Here is a 24,037-nt window from a genome sequence, read left to right on the forward strand (position 1 = left end):
TATTTTATCTGCAAATTTTTGGACAAAAATACAATTGCTCTCACCATTTTCGTCTTCATTTTTTGCTTAGTTATCGTATTGGTGAACAAGTACTTGACGAGGTTTACTACCCTCTGGAGGCCCAACAATACCGCGTTGCTCCATCTGATCAACAATACGTGCAGCTCTTGAATAACCAATACGGAAGCGACGTTGAAGCATAGAGACAGATGCTGTTTGCATATTGACAACTAATTGGACTGCTTCATCATATAAATCATCTGTTTCCTCTAAAATGGTTTCTTCTTCAGTAGGAATCATCTCCTCCTGATACTGAGCTTTTTGCTGTTCTATAACAAAATGAACGACTGCCTCCACTTCTTGATCTGATAAAAAGGCACCCTGCACCCTTTTTGGTTTAGAAGCTCCAGCAGGTAAAAATAACATATCACCTCGTCCTAATAATCGTTCAGCTCCACCCATGTCTAAAATTGTTCTTGAGTCAATCGCGGAAGAAACAGCAAAAGCAATTCTGGATGGAATATTTGCTTTAATGACACCTGTTAAAACATCTACACTTGGTCGTTGTGTGGCAATAATCAAATGAATGCCAGCTGCCCTTGCCATTTGCGCTAAACGTGTAATCGAATCCTCTACATCACTTGATGCGACCATCATCAAATCCGCTAACTCATCTACTATAACCACAATATAAGGTAGCTTTGGATGCTTTTCCTCTGTTTGATCATTAACCTTTTGGACATGTGCATTATAGCCCTCAATGTTTCTTGTACCTGTATGAGAAAACAAATCATAGCGACGTTCCATTTCAGATACCACTTTTTTCAGTGCCTGCGAAGCTTTACGTGCATCCGTTACGACAGGCGCTAATAAATGTGGAATCCCATTATAAACGTTTAATTCAACCATTTTTGGGTCTATCATCATGAGCTTCACTTCATGCGGTTTTGTACGCATTAGTATGGATACAACAATGCCATTTATACAAACACTTTTCCCACTACCTGTAGAACCAGCTACAAGTAAATGTGGCATTTTATTGAGCTCTGCTAATACAGCTTGTCCTGTAATATCACGACCAAATGCTACTTGTAATAATGCCTCAGGCTTAGCACCATCTTTCGATTCTAATACCTCACGAAGTGTTACAATAGCGACCTCACTATTAGGTACTTCTATACCAATCGCAGATTTCCCAGGAATTGGTGCTTCCATACGAATATCTTTAGCTGCCAATGCTAATGCAAGATCATCTTGCAAATTGACAATTTTGCTTACTTTCACACCGATATCTGGTAAAATCTCGTATTTCGTAACAGCAGGACCTAAATGCACCTGTGTCACCTTTGCCTTTACGCCAAAGCTTTGTAATGTCTGCTCAAGCTTTTTGGCATTTGCCTGAATCACTGAATATTCACCACTTTGATCATGTTGTGGTGGTAATTGTAATAAATTATATGATGGGAGCTGATAATCAGCATTTTCTACTGCATCTGTACCCTGAATCTGGACATCATCCGTTGCTTCTTCTAGTTCATTTTCCACCAAGTGAGTTGTATCCAACACTTCTCTTTCCTGTGAAACATTCTGTGTAAACGCAGAAATAATCGGTTCATGTGGTATTTCTTCTTCTTGTTCAGGCATATCTATAGATTGATTAACGGCTGCTACTTCATCTCCACTCTCTACCCTTGAACGACGATTATTTGGTTTTTTCGGTGTATTTTTTTTCTTATCACGATGCTTTTTTTTCCATTTACCAAATATATCTGGCGTTTTTTCTGCTAAATAAGGCACTAATGCTTTACCAGTGACAAGAATTAAACCGATAAAGAAAATAACCCAAGCAACAACTTTTGCCCCTGAGGCTTCAAACAACACATGAAGCCCGCTAAAGAGTAGGGCACCAACCATGCCACCCCCCAAAGCATTACTACGATGAATGATACCATCTGTATTAATCAAAATTCGCCATGATTCACGTAGTACAGAATCAGATAGCAGACCACCTGATTTGGATAGTTGTTCAAATAATATGCCATGGCTAAAAATCGTTAAGCTCGAAACAATGAGGAACATGCCCAGTATTAATCGATCCTTTATCCCAACTTTTTTACGACCAATCATCATTAACAATGCAACAAATATAAGCATAAATGGAACAGCAAAATGTAAATTACCAAAAAGGAACATGGCGATTGTTTGTAGAATCCGCCCGATCATGCCGTATTCAAAAATCATAATGACTGCTAATGCAATTAAGAGCAACCCTAAAATTTCGTACATAAGCGGATGCATTTCTTTTTTTTCAGTTGTCGTTTTACTTTTAGTAACTTTTTTTCTCTTACTAACTGCCATCTAATTCACCTTCTTCTGCAATCCATTCTATATATGTAGCGAATCATCACATGTAGAACTTGAATATTTCAAAAAAAGGATTTTCCACCGCAATTGGGAGAAAATCCTTTTTCATTTATTTTTTCCTCAAAGCATATACGATGAGTTTGTTCAATTAATATTCCATAATTATAGGAATAATCATTGGGCGACGTTTTGTTTTTTGGAATAAATACGTATTTAGCGTATCTCTAATTTCTTGTTTAATGTTCGTCCATTCAAAGGTTTCTTTCCCAACGTACTTTTCAATCACATTCCTCGCAATGTCAGAAGCCTCAATCATTAATTCCTCTGATTCTCGTACATAGACAAAGCCTCGTGATAAAATTTCTGGCCCAGAGGCAATTTTCTTTTGTGCTCGATTTAATGTTACCACCACAATGAAAATACCATCCTGCGATAATAATTTACGGTCACGAAGGACAATATTACCTACATCGCCTACACCAATACCGTCAATTAAGACATTACCAGCTTGTACACGACCACTCATGCGCATTTTATTATTTTTATATTCTACGATATCCCCTTTATCCGCGATAAAAATTTGGGATTTTTGCATACCTAGCTGTTGTGCTAATTTAGAGTGCGCAATTAGCATACGGTATTCTCCTTGTACAGGAATAAAATACTTTGGCTGCATTAAGTTTAGCATCAGCTTTAAATCTTCTTGGCTACCATGTCCTGAAACATGGACATTTTTGCTAGAAGTCAAAATTTCAGCGCCTGCTTTTGACATTGAGTTCATTGTATTCGCCATTTGAACTTCCATGCCAGGAGAAGGTGTAAACGTAATTAGTACCGTATCACCTTGTTTAATTTTAATATCACGATGGTGCTTACGGACAATTTTTTCTAAAGCATCGAGAGGCTCTCCTCTGTTGCCTGTTGCAATAATGATAATTTCATCATCTTGATATTTTTGCATTTCCGAGATCGGAATAATTGTATCTTCTTCGACTGTTAAATAACCAAGCTGTACGCCTAAATCAACTGCCTTTTCCAATGGTTTGCCTACAATTACAACCTTACGGAATGATTTCTGAGCTTGAGCAAATACTTGTTGAATTCGAATAAAATTCGATGCGTAAACAGCTACTAAAATACGACCTGGTGCTGAGTGGAATGTTTTTGATAATTGTTCTTCAATGACAATCTCTGATGTCGTATATCCTGGTCGCTCAGCTTCGCAAGACTCAGATAATAGAATGAAAACGCCATCTTCACCTAGCTGTGCCATTTTTGCTAAATCAGGTTTAAATTTACCTGTCGCTGACTGATCGAATTTAAACTCTCCTGTATGAACAATCGCGCCTTCAGATGTATGGAACACTACCCCTAACGAATCGGGAATACTATGTGTTGTGTGGAAGAATGTTACATACGTTGAGTTAAAATTCATACGACTACGGTTTGTTACTTCAAAAAACTTTACTTGATGTGGTGCAGGTAATTCTTTTAAATGTTCCTTTGCTAATGCAATAGTTAATTTCGATCCGTACACAGGTGCCTTTATTTTTTGTAATACATAGGCAATAGAGCCAATTGCATCTTCATGACCATGTGTTAAGAAAATACCTTTCACACGTTCTTTATTTTCTTCTAAGTAAGTAATGTCAGGAATCACGATATCTATACCTAGCATTTCATCTTCTGGGAACATTAAGCCGCTATCCACCACAAATAGCTCTTCATCAATTTCTACTACGTACATGGCTTTCCCAATTTCGCCTACACCACCAAGAGGGATGATGCGGATTAATTCATTTTTCTTTTTTGTCAATTTATTTCCTCCTAAAAAATATCCCGAACAGCAACCACTTAACATTTATTATACGGTTTGCAAAGCTTTTGCACAAATTAAAAATACATGTTTCACGTTGGAAATAGATTTTCCTGCTATTTGCTTATTACTAGCAGATGGAAAACAAATATTGGCTATCCTGTATAAATAGAGCTAAATAAGTATTTGTAAGGACGAGGAGTTACAAATTTGGTACATACTTTTTATTTTATAAAATATAAAAAACGAGGCTGAAATGCTATCAGCCTCGCTGCTATTTATCTAAAACTTTTCGCTTTTTCTTGATACGTATCCCAAATTCGATCAAAATTAGCTTTCTCTTCATCTGTCATTTCCATCATTGGCAAACGAACATTGAGTGTATCAAATCCTAATTTTGTCATCGCATATTTAATCGGTGAAGGGTTGGGCTGAGCGAACAGCGCACGTACTAAAGGTAATAAGGCTCGGTGAATTTGGGCTGCTAGCTTATGATTTCCTTCTTCAAACGCTTTAATCATTAATTGCATATCATTGCCTACCACATGGGCAGCTACAGAAATAACACCTGCTCCGCCAATGGCCATTAGTGGGAGTGTTAAACCATCGTCCCCACTATACACTAAGAAATCATCAGCTGGATCAACATTCTCAATAACATCACCCATCTGATCTAAGTTACCGCTCGCTTCCTTAATCCAAGCAATATTAGGAATCTTGCTTAATGCAACAGAAGTTTCATAGGCAACATTGACCCCAGTACGCCCTGGAACATTATAAAGCATAACAGGGAGACTCGTTTGTTTAGCAATGGTTTCAAAGTGAGCATAAATCCCACGTTGATTTGGCTTATTATAGTAGGGAGCTACAAGCATAATGCCGTCCGCTCCATTTTCTTCTGCCTTATGTGTCATTGCGATAGAGTAAGCTGTTTCATTATCCCCAGTACCTGCAATAACTGGTACGCGTCCTGCTACTTTCTCAACTGTAAAGCGTACAACTTCAATTTTCTCTTCTGTAGACATAGTTGGGTTTTCAGAAGTCGTACCACAAGCAACAATACAATCAGTACCATTGTCTATTAAATGATTAATAATACGTTCTAGTTCTGGATAATTAATCGTGCCATCATTTTTGAACGGCGTAATCATTGCCGTTCCAATTCGACCTAAATTCATCCTTACACCCCTCTTATAGTAAGTTATCCTCAAGCATTGCTTCTGCAATTTGGATAGAGTTTAATGCGGCGCCTTTTAATAAATTGTCAGAAACGATCCATAGATGGAACCCTTTGCTGTTGTCTAAATCTTGACGGATACGTCCTACAAAAGTAGCGTCTTCCCCTTCTGCATAAATAGGCATTGGGTAAGTTTGTGTTGCAATATCATCTTGTAATACCACACCTGGTGCGTTGCGTAATACTTCGAAAATCTCTTGGATTGACGCGTCTTTCTCTACCTCAATATAAACAGATTCAGAGTGACCTGAAACGACTGGCACACGAACACAAGTAGCAGCTACTTTTAGCTCTGGTGCATGCATGATTTTTTTCGTCTCATTAATCATTTTCATTTCTTCGTATGTAAATCCATTATCTGTGAATTTATCGATTTGTGGAATGACATTACGAGCAATTGGGTAATGACGTTTATCACTACCAGACGGTAAAATATTTGCTTCTACATCTTTACCTGCATCCCAGTTTTCGCTTTGTGCCTTTAATTCTTGGATCGCAGAAATCCCTGCACCTGATACTGCCTGATAAGTTGAAACAATTACTTTTGTTAAACCAAATGCATGACGAATTGGTTCAAGCGCAGCTACCATTTGAATTGTCGAGCAGTTTGGATTCGCAATAATTCCCTTATGCTTCGCTAAGTCGCCTCGATTCACTTCAGGCACGACAAGCGGTACCTCTGGATCCATACGAAAATGGCTCGTATTATCAATAACTACTGCACCCCGCTTAGCTGCTTCTGGTGCAAGCACAGCTGATACTGAACCACCAGCTGAGAATAAAGCGACATTGACGCCTTCGAAAGCCTCAGGTGTCGCTTCTTCAATTGTATATGTTTCCCCATTAAATTCGATTGATTTTCCTGCTGAACGAGCAGAAGCTAGAAATTTAATATGTCCAATCGGAAATTTACGTTTAATCAACTGCTCCATCATTTTCGATCCTACTGCACCTGTTGCCCCAACAACCGCAACTGTTAACTGCTTTGTCATCTGTCATCTCTCCTTGAATACATGTTCCATAATGTGTGCTATTGTATCACAAAAATACTGAAAATTGTGTGTAATCTCTTATTTATTTGAAATATTGTATCAACAGCGGTTGTAATTGCTTTTTCTGCGTAATTGCTGCATGAACAGTATCCACCATTTGCTCAAAATCAGCAATTAAAGAATTTGGTTTGGAGTGAGGGGCATCCTGACCAAAGGGAATAAAATATATATTTTTGGCATTTAACAGCTTCATAATATTTATGCCATTTAAGCCTAGTGCATCGTTTGTGGAAATACCTAAAACTACAGGTGAACCATTACGCAAAGTTGCCTTTGCTGCCATTAACACAGGACTATCTGTTGCTGCATTAGCAAATTTACTGATGCTATTGCCTGTCATGGGGGCAATGACCATTGCATCTAATGGATTGGATGGACCAAATGGCTCTGCCTCTTTTATAGAAGAAATAACTTTTTCTCCTGTCAAAGCTTCTATTTTGGCAATCCACTCTTCACCTGTACCAAAGCGTGTAGCTGCATGTAAAACGGAATGGGTAATGATTGGAATTACTGTTGCTCCGACATCAATAAAATTTTGGATTTTAGGTACTACATCTTCATACGTACAATGAGAAGCAGTAATACCTAAGCCAATTCGTTTCCCCGTTAACAATTTTCTTCCTCCTCTATTGCCTTGCACAATATTGTAGCTGCATCATGTGCAAAGTATTTCCCAGGTAATGATGGCAATAGTACATATGTTTGTAATTGATCAGAATCTATATCTAAACATCCTGGCTCTGAAGCCAAGTCATATAAAACAGTTGGAACATGCTCTATAAATGATTCTGTGATCCATTTAGCAGGAATTGTATTAATAAAAATGCCATCTGTAATAGACCATTGACGATCATCTAAATTCGTGGCTTTATAACCATATGCTTTTGCTTCACTCACTTGTACAACTGAACGTGCAACAATATGAACATTTGCACCCATCTTAACTAGTAAAGAGGCGAGCATTTTTGCGATACGACCAAAACCTGCGATTGTGAAATTTTGTCCGTAAATACATTTTTGCTCGAGTCCGTAAAATGTGGCGATAAATCCCTCCGCTGTTAATCGAGCATTTTGCCAAATAAATGATTCTTGTTGTAAATAGCAAATAGATTCATTTTTCTCTAGTAATTGCTTCCAATGCATTGTTAATCGACCTGTATAAAATTTCACTTGTGATATACCATAGAGCTGCTCAACTTCTATTTTTAATGGAAGAATAGGTAATACAATTTTATTAGGCTGGAATTCTAAAACAAGTTTATTTAACTCTTCGTTCCATACGGTCGTTCTTTTATAAAACACTGTTCTCGATGGACTTCTTAGCATTGTAGCTAGTTCCTTTAATCGGGAGTCCTCACCGATAACAAGCCATTTTTCGTTTTCCAAAAGCTCACCTCACTGTAAATATTCTGACTGTACTGTAGATGTCTTATTAAATAAAATACGATCTTCACCAATTAAAATAATTTCATGCCAAGGTATCATTTCACTAACTTTCATTTTCTTTTTTTGGAATGGTAGTTTATCTTTCACAATTTCAAAACCATGTATTTTCCCTGTTTGCACATCTAATAGGCATTCTGTATGTGCCAGGATGCCAAAATGTACGCCACCCTCAATTTGAATTAACTCCTTATCCACCATCTCAGATAGTAACATGCCTCATCTCCCTCCTTGAGCCGTTACCTCAATATATGCCGACTTTTTGCAAATCGTGACCCCTACCAAAAGTACGAATATGTTGCATTTTCACCGCTATCTGTATATAGTGTATATATACAGTTATAAGAGGTGATGATTTGTGCATATCCATTTAAGTAATGCGAGTGAAAAACCTATTTATGAGCAAATCACCATACAGCTCAAGGAGGCTATTTTAGCTAATAAATTACAGGCAGGTGATGCACTACCTTCTATCCGCGCTTTAGCAAAGGATTTAAAAATAAGTGTGATGACCACTAAACGTGCCTATGCTGATTTAGAGCGAGATGGTTTCATTGAAACAGTCGCTGGTAAAGGGAGCTTTGTCACAGAACGAAATCAAGACTTTCTACGCGAGGAGCTATTACGGCAGGTAGAGGGGCACTTGCAAAAGGCAGCAAAAATAGCGAAAACCGCTGGACTTTCTAGTGAAGAATTACAAGAACTACTATCTTTAATGTTAGAGGAGGATAAGTAATATGAATGCCATTGAAATTCATGATTTACATAAGGGCTTTGAAGGCTTTTTTCTAAAAGATATAAGTTTTTCCGTCCCTCAAGGCACTGTAATGGGTTTTGTTGGAGAAAACGGGGCTGGCAAATCAACTACGATAAAATGCATGCTGAATTTACTAAAAAAGGAATATGGCGAAATTTTGCTATTTGGCAAAGATCATGTCGAACACGAACTATCGATAAAAAACGACATCGGCGTTGTATTTGACGATTTACATGTACCAGAAACGCTAAATGCGACGCAACTCGACAAAATCATGAGAAAAGTATTTCAAACATGGGATTCAGACTATTATTTTGAAAGATTGGCCCAATTTAAGGTACCAAAGAGGAAGAAGATTAAGGAACTTTCACGAGGAATGAGGATGAAGCTATCAATTGCCTTAGCATTGGCACATCATCCAAAATTATTGATTTTAGATGAGCCCACAAGTGGTTTAGACCCTATTATTCGGGATGAAATTCTGGATTTATTTTTAGCATTTATGCAGGATGAAACCCACAGCATTTTATTTTCTTCGCACATTACAAGCGATTTAGAAAAAATTGCTGACTATATTACATTAATTCATAATGGTGAGATTTTATTGAGCGAGAGTAAAGATGCTTTATTATATGAATATGGTATTTTCAAAGGTAACAATGAGGAAGTAAACGACTTGCCAGAGCATGCTATTCTGAGAACCCGTCCTGGTGCATTTGGAATAGAAGCATTAGTTCTGAAAAATGAAGTAAATGAGGCTTTCAGACTTGAAAGACCTTCTATTGAAGATATTATGCTATTTTTCGTGAAAGGTAGTGTTTAAATATGGTAGGACTTATCCTAAAAGATTTAATGACCATTCAACGACAAATGAAAGCACAAGCATTTGTTCTTGTATTTCTTCTTGTGATGGCGATTTTTATGCAGCAAAGCGCAATGCTTCTAGCTGTTATTGTTTTTATTGTTACGATACAAGCGATAACTGCGCTTAGCTACGATGAACACAGTAAGTGGGATAAATACGCTAATACTTTACCAATTCCTAAAACGGATATCGTTTTAAGTAAATATATACTTAGTGTGATGTTAATGATTATCGGCCTTGTTATGGCATTACCTATCCTATTTTTCATCAATTTTTTTACCAATAACGACATTACTTCAGAATTTTTCCTAACGTTTAATTTGATCGTAACATCGGCGCTCTGTTTATTAGCCGTATTACTACCTATCTATATTAAATTTGGCTCTATTAAAGGAAGAATAGTCCTCATTGCGTTTTGTTTTATCCCTGGCTTCTTAACGGGGATGTTTAAAGAATATATCCCTGATATGACTCAAACCTTTTTATATTTAAAGCAATATGTCTATTTAGCACCTTTGGGCGGACTTATACTGCTCTGCCTCTCCTCTCTTGTTTCTACTGCTATTTATAAAAGAAAAGAGTTTTAGGAGGGATCCCATGCGAGCACTGTTGTTACAAAGAATCGTCGTACAAAAATGGACTATTCTTTTTACAATGACGATATGTTTACTTCTTCATTTTGTTCATTTACCTTTTGTAGATAGTCCTTCTATCGGATTATTTGTTGTCGTAATTTCAGCCAACATCGTAGATAATTTATATAGAGGCGACCGTCAAGTAAAGTGGACAATGTATGTCAATACGCTACCTCTATCAAAGAAAACACAATTGCAATCCGATTTTTTATTTTGCTATGGCCTTATTGCATTGCTCTTTATTGTCCTTGCGCCTATGTATTTCTCACAACCTGATGCATCTGAAAATTTTATAGAGCATCTTGCTATGTACTGTGCCTATATAAGTAGCGCTTCTTTCCTCATCTGTAGTCAATTTTATATTCAGCATCTTGATGAAACAGAGAGAATGCGAACGGTTAGAATGCTTACAGCTATTGTGCTTATCATTCTGCTAAATTTTGTTATTCATTATTATTTATCACTAGTAGCTGCAAATTTAATTATCTTATTCATACCAACACTGGTTAGTATCCTCATCACTTTTCTTGTGTTTCACAAATGTCTTTATTTATATATGGCAAAGGAAGTTTGCTAAACATTCATTAAAAATAGGAAATGGATTCCCATTGCAGGCTACTTGCTTTCCTATGGGCATGTGCAGGGCCGCTACCTTCTTGGTTTAAAGGCAGACTAGTCTCACTATTCCTCGAGGGTAAAGTTTTCCACACCAGCTCATAAAGTGCTACCTTTTTAGCAAAGGTGTTCACTACTCATCTTATGGAGGGTTGTTGACACTTATCCACATTGAAAATAACAGACTTTCCCAGATAGTAAAGGAGAACTTCGAAATTAATCAAAGTTCTCCTTTTTATATGCTTCTAATTATAATATCTTTATTCGCTAGGACCTATGATTGAGATAGCTGGCTCTGCTTTTAAAATTTTAGCAATCAGTCGATCCACCGATTCCATCGATACGGCATCGATCGATTTAAGAACCTCGTCTACTGTTCGATGCTTGCGATGGACAAGTTCACTTGTTCCATTACGATTCATACGAGCCCCCGTCCCTTCTAGCCCAAGGACAAAGCTGCCTTTAAGCTGCTCTTTCGCATTATCAAGCTCCTCCTCTGTAACACCACCCGCTACAATATCTAATAAAGTGGCATCAATCGTGTGCTGAAGCTGTGCTAATTGCTGTCGACTAGTACTACCATAAATCGTAAAAGCACCTACATCGGCATAACACGATTGATAGGAAAAAATAGAATAGGCTAGCCCACGTTCTTCTCGTACTTCCTGAAACAATCGAGAACTCATATTCCCTCCAATAATATTGTTAAGCGCAATAAAGCTATACATATCTGGATCTTTTACACCGATTGCTGGATAGGAAATCGCGACATGTGCCTGCTCTGTATCGCGTATTTTTGTAATTTCTCCTGGATAAAATGAAGGGTTTGTCAGGACAGGTGCCATAGCATGAGGTGAAGGTTGATAGTGACCAAATAAATCTTCAATCGTTTGCATAAGCTGAGATGAAATATTACCTGCAATAGAAATAACAACGGACTCTGGCCCATAATGTTTATCCATGTATTGTCGTATAGCATCTGCTGTAAATGTCTTTAATGTAGCAGCTGTGCCTAGTATTGGACGACCGAGTGCATCATTCGGATACATGACACCCCACAGCTTCTCATGAACATCATCATCAGGAGCATCTTCGCTCATTAAAATTTCTTCTAATACTACTTGTCGCTCTTTTTCTAATTCTTCTTCCGCAAATGTAGAATTAAAAAACATATCTGCTAGTATTGTGACCGCAAGCTCCGCATGATGATCTAAAACTTTAGCATAGTAACATGTATTTTCTTTCGATGTGAAGGCATTTAGCTCTCCTCCGATTCGATCAAATTCTTCAGCAATTTGACGAGCTGAACGAGTTGTTGTGCCTTTAAACAACATATGCTCAATAAAATGTGTGATACCATTCTCTTCAGGTAGCTCATAGCGAGAGCCAGCATTCACAAAGATACCTAATGCCACTGATCTTACATGATCAATTTGCTCTGATACAATACGAACACCATTCTGACATGTATGTACTTGAACCAAACTATCTCCCCCAATTATAAAAATCCTCTACTTTTCTTCTTGCTACTATCGAAAAAGGCTGCGCAATCTACGCAGCCTTTTAATCGATATTATTTTTCTTGTTCAGCGCGCTCTTTTTCCTCTTGAATTACTACTTTGCGAGATAAATTCACACGACCTTGCTTGTCGATTTCAATCACTTTCACAAGTAATTGATCACCAAGTTTTAAGACATCCTCCACTTGCTTTGTACGTTCCTCTTGAATTTCAGAAATGTGAAGCAAGCCATCTTTCCCTGGGAAGATTTCGCAAAAGGCGCCGAATTTTTCAATACGTTTCACTGTTGATAAGTAGTATTCCCCTACTTTTGCTTCACGTACGATATCTTCAATAATTTGTTTTGCACGTGCATTCATTGCTTCATCGGCAGAAGAAATATAGATTGTACCATCTTGCTCTGTATCAATCTTAACGCCCGTTTCTTCAATAATTTTATTAATTTGTTTACCACCTGGTCCAATTACATCGCGAATTTTATCAGGATTAATTTTTACAATAACAATTTTTGGTGCAAACGCAGATAATTGTTTACGTGGCTCTGGCAGTGTAGCAAGCATTGATTCTAGAATATGCATACGTCCAACTTTTGCTTGTGTCAGTGCTTCTTCTAAAATATTGCGAGATAAACCATCAATTTTAATGTCCATTTGTAGAGCTGTTACACCTTTAGCTGTACCAGCCACTTTAAAGTCCATATCGCCTAAATGGTCTTCCATTCCTTGAATATCCGTTAAAATAGAATAATGCTCACCTTTTTTAATAAGGCCCATTGCAATACCTGCAACTGGTGCTTTTAATGGAACACCTGCATCCATCATGGCTAATGTAGACGCACAAATAGAAGCTTGTGAAGTTGATCCGTTTGATTCAAGTACTTCTGATACACAACGAATTGTATAAGGGAAGACCGACTCATCAGGAATGACTGCTTCAAGTGCACGCTCACCTAACGCACCATGACCAATTTCACGACGACCTGGCCCACGGATTGGACCCGTTTCCCCTACAGAAAATTGTGGGAAGTTATAATGGTGCATAAAGCGTTTTGACTCTTCCACACCCAAACCATCAATAATTTGTACATCACCAAGCGCACCTAATGTACAAATAGAAAGTGCTTGTGTTTGTCCACGTGTAAACAGACCTGAACCATGTGTACGTTGTAATAAGCCTGTTTCAGAAGAAAGTGGTCGGATTTCGTCGAGCTTACGACCATCTGGACGAATCTTATCTTCCGTGATTTGACGGCGTACTTCTTCTTTTACCATCTTGTCAAGAATTGTGTACACTTGTTTCATTGTTTCGTCGTCTGCTTCTTGCTCTTCATAGGAAGCGATAACTCGCTCTTTCACAGCTTGAATTGCCTCATCACGAGCATGTTTCTCTGCCGTTTGAATTGCATCATGCATATCAGTCTCACAAGCTGCTTTTATATCGGCTTGAATTGCTTCATCAATTTCAAATAGTGTCACTGGTAACTTTTCTTTACCAACCTCTGCCACAATTTGCTCTTGGAAAGCAATGATTTTTTTGATTTCTTCATGACCGAACATAATTGCTTCTAACATGATTTCCTCTGGTACCTCAAGTGCACCCGCTTCAACCATATTGATAGCATCTTTGTTCCCCGCTACAGACAAATGAATTGTTGAGCGATTCGATTGCTCTACTGTCGGGTTTACAATGAATTGTCCATCAATATAACCAACTTGTACACCTGCTATTGGCCCATCAAATGGAATATCAGAGATCGCTAATGCTAATGATGAACCAACCATTGCTGCCATTTCAGATGTACAGTCAGGATCATTTGACATAACCATAGAAATAACTTGTACTTCATTACGGAAACCATCCGGGAACATCGGACGAATCGGACGGTCGATTAAACGGCTTGCTAAAATCGCCTTTTCAGATGGACGTCCTTCACGCTTAATAAAGCCGCCAGGAATTTTACCTGCAGCATATAGACGCTCTTCATAGTTTACTGTTAATGGGAAGAAATCAAGTGGTTTAGGTGATTTTGACATTGTTGCTGTAGCAAGTACAGAAGTATCGCCATAGCGTACTAATGCGGCTCCGTTTGCTTGTTTTGCTAACTGTCCTACTTCAATTACAAGTGGACGGCCAGCCCATTCATAGGAATAGACTTTCTTTTCGTTCATTCAATGAACCCCTCTCTATTATAAAAACACTTACTTCGTCTGTATGTACTAATAGTAAGTGTACCAAAAATGCTTGTTCTATGCTAAATAATATTTCATGAAATAATCATACATTTAAATTCAGTTATTGCCAATTTATTTAAGATTTATTTCATTATTTTATTGAAAAAGCATTTTTGGTATATGGATTTTTTTATATTGATTCCTTCTTGACGAAAAGTAATGTATGTAAATGGAAATAACTGCTTCGCTAACATTAGTTTTTCAAATACAAGTTTAAACAATAGACTTATTATAACATGGAGCTTATCATACAACATCCTATAAGGTAAAAGAAAGTTGGCTCATCTAGGAAAGTTAGTAAGTCAGGCAAATAATAGTCGGGATTTACATAGTATTGAAAAGTAAAACCATCAATAGAATTTTTGTGAAAGTAGCGTAAGTGAGTAAAGCTGGATCATCGGACGCCCAATGGAACGGAAATCACCCCCTCACCTTGCTTTTCTGCTAGTGACATTTCTTTTTTCAACAACTTAAATACCCCACCCATATAATGGGCGGGGTATATTCAGACTAATGAGTAGTCTCCTAATATAAGATATGTAAAAAGTTTATTATGTAATTTTAACAGGTTGAACAACTTCTTTTTTCTTATTTCTCGCCATCTTTTCACCTATGATTGGCATAATGAAGCGGTCAAGCCCGAATTTCCCAGCATTGTAACCAGCAACGGCTATAAAGATTGCAAGTAAAATATCCCAAGGATTGCTAGATATAGTACCTGCCATTAGGAAGGCAAAATTCATGACCATACCGAAAAATGCAGCATATGTCGTTAAGCATCCCAGAATTAATCCTAGCCCTACTAAGAATTCTCCCCAAGGCACAAGAATATTAATTAGCTCAGCATTTGGCAAAGCAAATGATTCAATAAACTTTACATACAGTGGGTATGCGAGCTCTTCGCCACTTGTCACTGGATTTGCAATAGCATTGGCTAAAAAACCAGATGCATCAAAGCCATTAAACAGTTTTCCCCAACCTGCTGTAAGCCAATGCCAGCCTAAATAAACACGAATAACTGTTAAAATACCTGCAACAATATTATTCTCTCTTAATAATTGGTTAAACATCCTACTCACCCTTCTAAATGATTTAGTTTACATTTCACCAACTATTAAAATAGAAAGTTTTCTAACCCATAGCCATCGTTTACTAGTATTCAATGATAGCATTTAGATTGTATGATTGACGCTTATGTACCAATTTTGAGCCTCTATCCTATAATTTGCTGGATTGTATTTCATGACATATAATAGCAATCTAGCCTTCAATTTATCTACTTCAATTACACTTGCAAATGATGATCGCAATGACTATAACATGGGCTGTGAAATGTGATTAGAATATATCACCCTTTTATCAAGTATCAAATCATTTTTATCTATCGTTCATCGTAGTGTAAAAAAGTTATGGCTTATTGTTGAACAAAATTAACAAGATTATCTCAAAAAAAAGACTGTAGACAAACATCAGTTTGTCTACAGTCTAATATAGGATTACTTTTGCTATTAATTAGCGACGTAAGCCTAAACGGTTGATTAATTCACGGTAACGTTGTACGTCTGTTTCACGAAGGTATTTTAATAAGTGACGACGACGACCTACCATTTTAAGAAGACCACGCTCAGAGTGGAAATCTTTTTTGTGAGTACGTAAGTGAGTATTTAGAGCATTAATTTCCTCTGTTAATACTGCAACTTGTACTTCTGGTGAACCAGTGTCACTTTCGTGAGTACGGTACTCAGCGATAATTTCGTTTTTACGTTCTTTTGTAATAGCCATTTGTATGGACCTCCTAAATTATAATTAATCCCCATTAGCACAGTAAACGTTGGAGTCATCGATCTACCGAGCTAAGGTTAAGCATTTATGCACTTATGAATATTACCATAAATCACATAGTCAAGCAAGTAAAACGTCGACTTGGCTAATGTGACGACAGTAATGAAGTACTTCTTATAGCTGGTTAAAGTAACGGATTGCTTCTTGTTTATCCTTTTCAATTTGTGTTTTCAAGGCCTCAATACCATCGAATTTCCGTTCACTTCGTATACGTTTATACCATGCCACATGTACTTCTTCACCGTAGATATTTTTATCAAAGTTTAAAATATGGACTTCAATCGATAATTGCTTATCATTTGGATCTTTGAAAGTTGGCTTATAGCCCACGTTGCAAACACCATCATACCAGTTATTTTGTACAAGCAGACGAACAGCATAAACACCACTAGCTGGAATAAACGTTCCTTCTAATGCTTGGACATTTGCAGTAGGGAAACCAATAGTACGACCACGTTTATCACCATGGACAACAATCCCATTGATTTCAAACGGTCTCCCTAATAAAACTGTTGCTTCTTCCATATCGCCTTCTTGTAATAGCTTGCGTATACGGGTAGAGCTGATTTTCTCAACATCATCTGTTTTCTTCTCAACAATTGTAACGCCATAATCACCATTACTTAATAAACGCATATCTTCCATTGTTCCCTTACCAAATGCTCCAAACGAATAATCGAAGCCAGCTGTCACATGCTGAATATTTAATCCACGGATAAATGTATCAATAAATGCCGCTGGTGAAAGTTTGGCAAAATCTGAAGTGAAGTGGACAACGAATACCGTATCCACACCCTGTTCTTCAAACAGCTGTAATTTCTGTTGTAAGAGTGTAATATAAAAAACCTTTTCGTTACGTCCACCAAGGACTAATGAAGGATGTGGATCGAATGTCATCACTGCAGTTGGAATTTGTCGCTTGTTGCCCTCTTCCTTAGCTGCCTTGATAACTGCTTGATGCCCTCTATGTACACCATCGAAAAAGCCAAGAGCTAATGAATACGGCTGCATGCTTTCTCGTTGCTGTAATTGATGTGGGTATTTTAAATGAATGACCTCCATTGAAAAATCCTCCTACTCTATCGTCGGAAACATCTTATGTGGCTTCATCAAACCGTCCTTTGTTGGGTGAGCTTGATAAACCGCAACTGCCTTTCCATTGATTCCATACACAATTTTATCATGACTATTTAATAATGCATCTGCTGGAAGCACTTGTCCATTGAAAATTTCTTTTTCATTGGCATTCGTGATCTCAATATATGGATAGTCTGCTAACGCATACTCGACAGGTAAAATGCAGGAAGCTACTTGCTCAGCCTCCATTAGCTCTGCAACCTGTGCTAACGTAAAACAGTTATCCTGTGTAAAAGTACCAGAAGCAGTACGTACAAGCTCCTTCATATGCGCTGGATAGCCAAGCGCCTCACCAATTTGCACAGCTAGTGTTCGAATATACGTCCCTTTGCTACAAGCGATACGTACTGGAAATGTAATTTCTTGCCCCTCATATTGTGCTGTCTCATCAAGTAGCTCTAAATCATAAATTGTTACTTGACGAGTTGGTCTTTCAACACTTTCGCCTTTTCGCGCATATTCATAGAGGCGCTTCCCATTTACTTTTACTGCTGAAAACATGGGTGGTGTTTGTTCAATAACTCCAGTCAATGAAGCTAAAACCTCTAACAACTGCTCCCGAGAAAAATTTTTTATCGTAAGATCTTCTTCAACGGTTTCACCTTCTGCATCCTCGGTTGTCGTGGTACGACCTATTGAAATGATTGCTTCATAGGTTTTCCCTGCGTCAGTTAAATATTCTGCTATTCGAGTTGCTTGGCCAATACAAATTGGTAGTACGCCCTCAACACCTGGATCCAGTGTACCTGTATGCCCAACTTTTTTTGTCCGCAAAATTTTGCGTAATTTAAAGACACAATCATGGCTTGTCATGCCTCTTTCTTTCCAAAGCGGTAAAATACCGTTCATATAGCTCCTCCCAAATTGCTTACTCTATCATTTATTTATTCATTGGCAATATAATTTTTTCCATGAAGCTAAAAAGTCTGCCTGCATAAACATGCATGTGGCAGACTTTTTCAGCTTATTCTTTGTGTAAATCTCTTAACAATGAATCAATACGGTTCCCATATTCAATCGATGAATCAAATTCAAAGATTAACTCTGGTGTACGTCGTAAACGAATGAGTGATCCGATTTCAGAGCGAATAAAGCCCGAAGCTTTTACTAAAGCTTTAAGCGTTTCCTCTCGTTCACGTTCGTTGCCTAAAGATGTAATATAAATTGTCGCTTGCTGTAAATCACCCGTTACTTCAACACCTGTAACAGTCACAAAACCAACACGCGGATCTTTTATTTTACGGCCAAGAATATCACCAAGCTCCTTTTTCATTTGCTCGGCAACACGGTTTGAACGTAGAGACATAATTTGTCACCTCTATTTCGATGTACAGATAGTTGATATTTTATGGCTAAATCATACGCTCAACTATCTACTGTTACTTATAAATAATCTCGCCACACATTAAGCTGTTCCCATGACGGATTTGACTCTAAATAGTGGAGCGCGTGATTAATTTCTCGTTCAGCTGCTTCTTTGGACGAAGAAACAGCAACAAGTGCTAATTTCGTACGCTGCCATACATTTTGATGGTCAATTTCCGCAATAGAAACGTTAAATTTCTGCTTTGTGCGGGTAATCATACGCTGTAAGACAGCACGCTTTTCCTTTAACGAATGGGCAGTTTGAATGATAAATTCAACCTCTGCATACACGATCATTAGGCGCGTTTAACCTCTTCCATAATATAGGCTTCAATAATGTCGCCTTCTTTAATATCGTTGAAGTTTGTAATCGTAATACCACATTCGTATCCTTTTGCCACTTCTTTTACTTCATCTTTGAAGCGTTTAAGCGTATCTAGCTCACCTTCAAAAATAACGACGTTATCACGGATCACACGTACACCTGAATCACGTGTTACCTTTCCTTCTGTTACATATGAACCAGCAATTGTACCAACTTTTGATACTTTAATTGTTTGACGAACTTCTGCTTGACCAATAATTTTTTCTTCAAATTCAGGATCAAGCATACCTTTCATTGCTTGTTCAATTTCTTCAATTACTTTATAGATAATGCGGTGTAAGCGAATATCTACACCCTCTTCTTCTGCTGCACGTTTTGCGTTAACATCCGGACGTACATTAAATCCAATAACGATGGCATTAGAAGCTGCTGCAAGAGAAATATCAGATTCGGTAATAGCTCCAGCACCTGTATGAATAATTTTCACATTTACGCCTTCCACATCAATTTTCATTAGGGAGGCTGCCATAGCTTCAACAGTACCTTGCACGTCAGCTTTCACAATTAAGTTGAGCTCTTTCATTTCGCCTTGGCTCATTTGTTCAAATAAGTTATCAAGCGTTACACGTTGTTTTTCTGAACGTTGTGCTTGAATCGCTGACATTGCTCTTGTTTCTCCAACTTGACGTGCGGTTTTCTCGTCTTCAAAGACAACGAAACGGTCACCTGCTTGAGGTACATCATTTAAACCTGTAATTTCAACTGGAGTTGATGGGCCAGCTTCTTTTACTCGACGACCTTTGTCATTTACCATCGCACGTACACGACCATACGTATGACCTACAACGATTGGGTCACCTACTTTTAATGTTCCATCTTGTACTAAAAGCGTAGCAACAGAGCCACGACCTTTATCAAGCTGAGCTTCGATTACTGTTCCAAGTGCTAAACGTTCTGGATTTGCTTTAAGCTCGCCTACTTCAGCTACAAGTAAAATCATCTCTAACAATGTATCAATGCCTTCACCTTTTAACGCTGAAATTGGAACGAAAATTGTATCTCCACCCCATGCTTCAGGAACTAAACCATGTTCTGTTAATTCTTGCATCACACGATCCGGATTTGCCGATGGTTTATCCATTTTATTCACAGCCACAATTATTGGTACTTCAGCAGCCTTGGCATGATTGATCGCTTCTACTGTTTGTGGCATAACACCATCATCAGCAGCTACAACTAAAATTGTTAAATCCGTTACTTTTGCACCACGCGCACGCATTGTTGTAAAAGCCGCATGTCCTGGTGTATCAAGGAATGTAATTTTCTTGTCGCCTTCTGTCACTTGGTATGCACCAATATGTTGTGTAATACCACCAGCTTCTCCTGCTGTTACTTTTGTATGGCGAATAGAGTCTAATAAAGTTGTTTTACCATGGTCAACGTGACCCATAATTGTTACAACTGGCGGACGTTCTGATAAATCTGCCTCGTTTACTTCTTCTGTTTGCTCGAAGTGTGTTTCTAAATCCGTAATATCTACACGAATTTCTTCTTCCACTTCTACACCGTAGTCTGCGCAAATTAATTCAATTGCATCCTTATCTAATTCTTGGTTAATTGTTGCCATTACGCCAAGCATGAATAATTTTTTAATGATTTCAGATGGCTCACGGTGTAATTTTTTTGCTAATTCTGCAACTGATAATGATTCAACAAAAGTAATTTTTTCTGGAAGTTCCTTTTGTTTCACTGGAATTGATGGTTGATGCGTTTTTGGATGGCGACGTTTGCCTCCATGAATCCCTGGTTTTGGACGTTGGTTGTAACCACCGCCACCTCTACGATTATTATTGTTATTATTATTATTTTGTGTCATATTTCTATTTTGATTACCTTTTGTATTCTTAGATTTTTCGTTAGACGAATTTGAGTTTTGCTGTGCATGTTGCTGATTGTTTGCTTTTGGCTTAGAAGTAGCAGATTGCTGCCTTTGTCCTTCTTGCTTTTTCACCGAATGCTGTGGTTTTTGCTGGCCATTTGATTGAGATTTTTGTGCCATGTTTTGAGTTGATTGTTTTGCTACATTTTTCTCAGGTGTTGCTTTAAATGTTTGATTTAACTTTGCCACAGCGTCTTTTTCCAACATAGACATATGGTTTGTTACACTCACATTTAATTTACTTAGTGCTTCAATAACCTCTTTACTCGTTTTATTCACTTGCTTCGCATATTCATGAACTCTGATTTTGGTCATCTGCTCACCCCCGATTAGTTTTCGTTGAGTAGACTAGACAATTTACTTGCAAAACCTTTATCGGTAATAGCTAAAGCCACACGGGCCTCCTTACCTGTAGCATGTCCTAGATCATATCGATCTCCAATTACATGATACTCAACGTTGTAGTACGTGCACTTATCTTGAATTTTTTTACTAGAGTTTTTAGAAGCATCGTTTGCAAGCAGTACTAGTTTAGCATTGCCATTGCGGACTTCCTTTACTACTAACTCTTCTCCTGAAATCACCTTACGTGCTCTTGCTGCGATTCCAAGCAAATTAAATATTGCTTGATCTATCATAAAATTGACTCCCTACGAATCAGCAAAATAAGTTCCTCGTATATTTCTTCAGGAATTTTCACATCAAGTTGGTGCCCTAATACATTTTTCTTACGCGCGAGGTCAACTGCCTGCTCTGATTTAGAGACATAGGCACCACGCCCAGGCTTTTTCCCGGAGATATCTACACTTACTTCGCCCTCTTTCGAACGAACAACACGTATCATCTCTTTCTTTGGTAGCATTTCTCCAGTTGCTACACATTTACGAAGAGGTACTTTTTTGTTTACAGCCATAAGAATCACCATTCCTCTCTGAAGCTTGTCGTAAGAGGTGGACAAGTCATGCTCTACTTGACGCTCTGACAGTATTCAGTCGGCGTAGGGGGCCCACTGAATACTGTCAGCTAACTTGTCACACGGGCTTTCTTACTTATTCTTCGTCGTCTTGATATAAGTCAACTGCTACATCATCAAAATCACTTTCTTCATCATCAGCAGGGATGAAAGTGCTTGTAGCCGAAGGATAAATACCTAATTCACGAGCATCAGTCTCACTCTTAATATCAATTTTCCAGCCAGTAAGCTTCGCTGCTAGGCGAGCATTTTGCCCACGTTTACCGATAGCTAGAGATAATTGATAGTCTGGTACCACGACTGTTGTCGACTTTTCTTCTTCATTCACTTGTACATCTAATACTTTTGATGGGCTTAATGCATTAGCTACAAATACAACTGGGTCTTCAGACCATTCTACGATATCAATTTTTTCGCCATTTAGTTCATTGACAATCGTTTGTACACGAGCTCCCTTTGCTCCAACACATGAACCAACTGGATCCACTTCCTCATTATGTGCGAAAACAGAAATTTTAGAGCGATCTCCAGCTTCACGTGCAATTGATTTAATCTCTACAATACCCTCATAAATTTCAGGTACTTCCATCTCAAATAATCGACGTAATAAACCAGGATGTGTACGAGACACAATCACTTGAGGTCCACGTGTTGTACGTTCCACTTTTGTAATATACACTTTAATACGATCATGCGGATGATAAGATTCACCTTGGATTTGTTCATTAACAGGCAATGCCGCTTCTACTTTGCCTAAACCTACATAGATATTACGAGCATCTAAACGTTCAACAACGCCAGTTACGATATCATCTTCACGATCTACGTATTGCTCATAAATTAAACCTCGTTCCGCTTCACGTACGCGTTGTGTAACTACCTGCTTTGCTGTTTGTGCAGCAATGCGTCCAAAGTTACGTGGTGTTACTTCCTGCTCCACGATATCCTCTAGCTGATAGGCTGGATTAATGACTTTTGCATCTTCTAAAGAAATTTGCAAACGATCATCTTCTACCTCTTCCACAACATCTTTACGTGAAAATACACGAATTGAGCCCTTATCTAAATTTAAGTCTACTCGAACATTTTGTGCTTGGTTAAAGTTGCGTTTGTAAGCTGTAACTAATGCCGCTTCAATGGCTTCGATTAACACATCTCTTGAAATTCCTTTTTGTTCTTCTAGCGCATTCAGCGCATCTAACAAATCACTACTCATTTTGTTTTCACTCCTAAATATGCTTTATGCTGAAAAATCAATGGCAAGTCGTGCCAATGCGATTTTTTCTTGTTCAATTGTTACTGTTATTTTACGTGTTTTAATACGCACTTCCATCACTAATGTATGTTCATCGTATGACGTTAAGTAGCCTTGGAATTCCTTCATGTCCTTGATGGGCTCATAGGTTTTTACATAAATAAACTTGCCAACTGCTTTGACAAAATCTGTATCTTTTTTTAATGGACGTTCCGCTCCAGGCGAAGAAACTTCTAAATAATAGTTTTGTGTAATTGGATCTTTTTCATCCAATAACAAGCTTAGTCGTTCACTCACTTGAGCACATTGATCGATGTCAATTCCACCTTCAGGTGTATCAACATAGACACGTAAAAACCAGTTACGTCCTTCTTTTACGAACTCAATATCCACTAGCTCAAGATTTAACTCATCCACAATTGGTTTAGCGAGCTCTTCAATTAAAGATGGTACTTTGCTCATTATTTCCTCCTGTATTTATCAAATTCTAGCGTATGAATTGTTCATCACTATCAAGTTAACGCAGTAATGAACCATAATAAAACAGAAATTCCACCAGTTGCTTTGGTGAAATTTTACGGTCTTACCTGCTGTTAGTCAAAATTTGTTTTGCTACGGTTAAACAACAGAAAAGAGCGGGTATGCCCCACTCTTTTGCTGGAAAAA

24 protein-coding genes are annotated in these 24,037 nt (G+C 37.9%); 4 read left to right on the plus strand and 20 right to left on the minus strand.

What is annotated here, in order from left to right; all coding sequences use genetic code 11:
• Positions 1 to 66 precede the first annotated feature (66 nt).
• From NY607_RS13405 to NY607_RS13435, 7 genes are all read right to left on the minus strand, one after another.
• A complete protein-coding gene (locus tag NY607_RS13405; RefSeq protein WP_131521870.1) occupies positions 67 to 2,358 on the minus strand; it encodes an FtsK/SpoIIIE family DNA translocase in 2,292 nt (763 codons plus the stop codon).
• Between the two features lie 154 nt (positions 2,359 to 2,512).
• A complete protein-coding gene (locus tag NY607_RS13410; RefSeq protein WP_048391543.1) occupies positions 2,513 to 4,180 on the minus strand; it encodes a ribonuclease J in 1,668 nt (555 codons plus the stop codon).
• 278 nt (positions 4,181 to 4,458) lie between these two features.
• The gene (dapA, locus tag NY607_RS13415; RefSeq protein ID WP_048391545.1) at positions 4,459 to 5,358 is read right to left on the minus strand and encodes a 4-hydroxy-tetrahydrodipicolinate synthase; all 900 of its coding nucleotides are present in this window, start codon (positions 5,356 to 5,358) and stop codon (positions 4,459 to 4,461) included.
• Between the two features lie 13 nt (positions 5,359 to 5,371).
• The gene (locus NY607_RS13420) at positions 5,372 to 6,409 is read right to left on the minus strand and encodes an aspartate-semialdehyde dehydrogenase (RefSeq protein ID WP_048391546.1); all 1,038 of its coding nucleotides are present in this window, start codon (positions 6,407 to 6,409) and stop codon (positions 5,372 to 5,374) included.
• Between the two features lie 82 nt (positions 6,410 to 6,491).
• Positions 6,492 to 7,082: a dipicolinate synthase subunit B gene (locus NY607_RS13425; RefSeq protein ID WP_004224962.1), complete on the minus strand. Its 591-nt coding sequence runs from the start codon at positions 7,080 to 7,082 to the stop codon at positions 6,492 to 6,494.
• A complete protein-coding gene (locus NY607_RS13430) occupies positions 7,076 to 7,855 on the minus strand; it encodes an NAD(P)-dependent oxidoreductase (RefSeq protein ID WP_004224963.1) in 780 nt (259 codons plus the stop codon). The genes NY607_RS13425 and NY607_RS13430 overlap by 7 nt, the downstream gene beginning before the upstream one ends.
• A gap of 9 nt (positions 7,856 to 7,864) precedes the next feature.
• Positions 7,865 to 8,128: a YlmC/YmxH family sporulation protein gene (locus NY607_RS13435; RefSeq protein WP_004224966.1), complete on the minus strand. Its 264-nt coding sequence runs from the start codon at positions 8,126 to 8,128 to the stop codon at positions 7,865 to 7,867.
• A 142-nt stretch (positions 8,129 to 8,270) separates the two neighbouring features.
• Between NY607_RS13435 and NY607_RS13440 the strand changes: the two genes are divergently transcribed.
• Genes NY607_RS13440 through NY607_RS13455 form a run of 4 tightly spaced genes read left to right on the plus strand, consistent with a single transcriptional unit; the run spans position 8,271 to position 10,746 of the window.
• On the plus strand, positions 8,271 to 8,648 hold the full coding sequence (locus NY607_RS13440; protein WP_004224968.1) for a GntR family transcriptional regulator: 378 nt from the start codon (positions 8,271 to 8,273) through the stop codon (positions 8,646 to 8,648).
• 1 nt (position 8,649) lies between these two features.
• Positions 8,650 to 9,492: an ABC transporter ATP-binding protein gene (locus NY607_RS13445; protein ID WP_131521872.1), complete on the plus strand. Its 843-nt coding sequence runs from the start codon at positions 8,650 to 8,652 to the stop codon at positions 9,490 to 9,492.
• A 2-nt stretch (positions 9,493 to 9,494) separates the two neighbouring features.
• A complete protein-coding gene (locus tag NY607_RS13450) occupies positions 9,495 to 10,121 on the plus strand; it encodes an ABC-2 transporter permease (RefSeq protein WP_131521873.1) in 627 nt (208 codons plus the stop codon).
• A gap of 10 nt (positions 10,122 to 10,131) precedes the next feature.
• A complete protein-coding gene (locus NY607_RS13455; RefSeq protein WP_237899678.1) occupies positions 10,132 to 10,746 on the plus strand; it encodes an ABC-2 transporter permease in 615 nt (204 codons plus the stop codon).
• 298 nt (positions 10,747 to 11,044) lie between these two features.
• On the opposite strand, the gene NY607_RS13460 is transcribed toward NY607_RS13455, so the two are convergent.
• From NY607_RS13460 to rimP, 13 genes are all read right to left on the minus strand, one after another.
• Positions 11,045 to 12,268, minus strand: a complete 1,224-nt coding sequence (locus NY607_RS13460; RefSeq protein WP_131521875.1) for a M16 family metallopeptidase — start codon at positions 12,266 to 12,268, stop codon at positions 11,045 to 11,047.
• Positions 12,269 to 12,357: 89 nt separating this feature from the next.
• Positions 12,358 to 14,472 (minus strand): polyribonucleotide nucleotidyltransferase, encoded by a 2,115-nt coding sequence (gene pnp, locus NY607_RS13465; RefSeq protein WP_131521876.1) that lies wholly within the window; start codon positions 14,470 to 14,472, stop codon positions 12,358 to 12,360.
• Between the two features lie 614 nt (positions 14,473 to 15,086).
• A complete protein-coding gene (locus NY607_RS13470) occupies positions 15,087 to 15,605 on the minus strand; it encodes a DoxX family protein (RefSeq protein ID WP_048391558.1) in 519 nt (172 codons plus the stop codon).
• Between the two features lie 442 nt (positions 15,606 to 16,047).
• Positions 16,048 to 16,317 carry a 30S ribosomal protein S15 gene (gene rpsO, locus NY607_RS13475; RefSeq protein ID WP_004224992.1) on the minus strand — a complete coding sequence of 90 codons (270 nt, stop codon included), beginning with the start codon at positions 16,315 to 16,317 and terminating at the stop codon, positions 16,048 to 16,050.
• Positions 16,318 to 16,491: 174 nt separating this feature from the next.
• Positions 16,492 to 17,439 (minus strand): riboflavin biosynthesis protein RibF, encoded by a 948-nt coding sequence (gene ribF / locus NY607_RS13480; protein ID WP_004224996.1) that lies wholly within the window; start codon positions 17,437 to 17,439, stop codon positions 16,492 to 16,494.
• Positions 17,440 to 17,451: 12 nt separating this feature from the next.
• Complete coding sequence (gene truB / locus NY607_RS13485) at positions 17,452 to 18,363, minus strand: tRNA pseudouridine(55) synthase TruB (RefSeq protein WP_131521878.1); 912 nt, start codon at positions 18,361 to 18,363, stop codon at positions 17,452 to 17,454.
• Positions 18,364 to 18,478: 115 nt separating this feature from the next.
• Positions 18,479 to 18,820 carry a 30S ribosome-binding factor RbfA gene (gene rbfA / locus NY607_RS13490; protein ID WP_259419865.1) on the minus strand — a complete coding sequence of 114 codons (342 nt, stop codon included), beginning with the start codon at positions 18,818 to 18,820 and terminating at the stop codon, positions 18,479 to 18,481.
• Positions 18,821 to 18,897: 77 nt separating this feature from the next.
• Positions 18,898 to 19,176, minus strand: a complete 279-nt coding sequence (locus NY607_RS13495; protein WP_008178987.1) for a DUF503 domain-containing protein — start codon at positions 19,174 to 19,176, stop codon at positions 18,898 to 18,900.
• Positions 19,176 to 21,458 carry a translation initiation factor IF-2 gene (gene infB, locus NY607_RS13500; protein ID WP_131521879.1) on the minus strand — a complete coding sequence of 761 codons (2,283 nt, stop codon included), beginning with the start codon at positions 21,456 to 21,458 and terminating at the stop codon, positions 19,176 to 19,178. Before infB ends, NY607_RS13495 begins: the two co-directional genes overlap by 1 nt.
• A 14-nt stretch (positions 21,459 to 21,472) precedes the next feature.
• Positions 21,473 to 21,781, minus strand: coding sequence for a YlxQ family RNA-binding protein (locus NY607_RS13505; RefSeq protein ID WP_259419866.1), 309 nt, complete (start codon positions 21,779 to 21,781; stop codon positions 21,473 to 21,475).
• Entirely contained in the window at positions 21,778 to 22,056 is a 279-nt protein-coding gene (rnpM, locus tag NY607_RS13510; RefSeq protein WP_131521880.1) for an RNase P modulator RnpM, read from the minus strand. Before rnpM ends, NY607_RS13505 begins: the two co-directional genes overlap by 4 nt.
• Before the next feature lie 136 nt (positions 22,057 to 22,192).
• On the minus strand, positions 22,193 to 23,332 hold the full coding sequence (gene nusA / locus NY607_RS13515; protein WP_131521881.1) for a transcription termination factor NusA: 1,140 nt from the start codon (positions 23,330 to 23,332) through the stop codon (positions 22,193 to 22,195).
• A 24-nt stretch (positions 23,333 to 23,356) separates the two neighbouring features.
• The gene (rimP, locus tag NY607_RS13520) at positions 23,357 to 23,833 is read right to left on the minus strand and encodes a ribosome maturation factor RimP (protein ID WP_004269252.1); all 477 of its coding nucleotides are present in this window, start codon (positions 23,831 to 23,833) and stop codon (positions 23,357 to 23,359) included.
• Positions 23,834 to 24,037: the final 204 nt, after the last annotated feature.

The sequence above is a fragment of the Lysinibacillus sp. A4 genome, from assembly GCF_024919535.1.
Lineage (GTDB): Bacteria > Bacillota > Bacilli > Bacillales_A > Planococcaceae > Lysinibacillus > Lysinibacillus capsici.